Annotated in this window: 1 protein-coding gene; it reads right to left on the bottom strand. The window is 60.9% G+C overall.

The annotated features are described in order from the left end of the window. Positions 1-276, bottom strand: a 276-nt coding sequence (locus EOA86_RS39800) for a transposase (RefSeq protein ID WP_206630299.1), incomplete at its 3' end; no start/stop codon positions are given. Positions 277-447 lie beyond the last annotated feature (171 nt).

Here is a 447-nt window from a genome sequence, read left to right as displayed (position 1 = left end):
CCTCCGAGACGCCCATCGAACCACAGCCATGGCGCCGATGATGAGCAACCGCCGAATATCTCGCTGGCCCATCTTCGATATCTTCCCTAATCGTTGCTTGCCGCCGCTCGACTTCTGCCGAGGGACCAGCCCGAGCCAGGCGGCGAAATCGCGACCGCACTTGAAAGCCTCCATCGGCGGCGCAAAGGTTTCAATGGCAAGGGCAGCGATAGGGCCGACACCGGGCATGGTTTGCAACCGCCGAGATGTTGCAGCTTGCTTGGACAGCGTGTCCATCGTCTTCTTCAATGCCGCGAGCCGGCTGCTCAACTGGTCGATTTGGTCAAGGAGAGCGCTGCAGATGTCGCGGACCAGATCCGGCAGGTCTGCGCTCTCGTCCTCGACGATCTCTGCCAGACGTGGCAGGTGGCCGATGCCTTGCGGAGCAACATAACCGAACTCATAGAG

The organism is Mesorhizobium sp. M5C.F.Ca.IN.020.32.2.1, assembly GCF_004023105.1.
Classification (GTDB): Bacteria; Pseudomonadota; Alphaproteobacteria; order Rhizobiales; family Rhizobiaceae; genus Mesorhizobium; species Mesorhizobium wenxiniae.
This window is presented reverse-complemented; position numbering and strand designations above follow the sequence as displayed.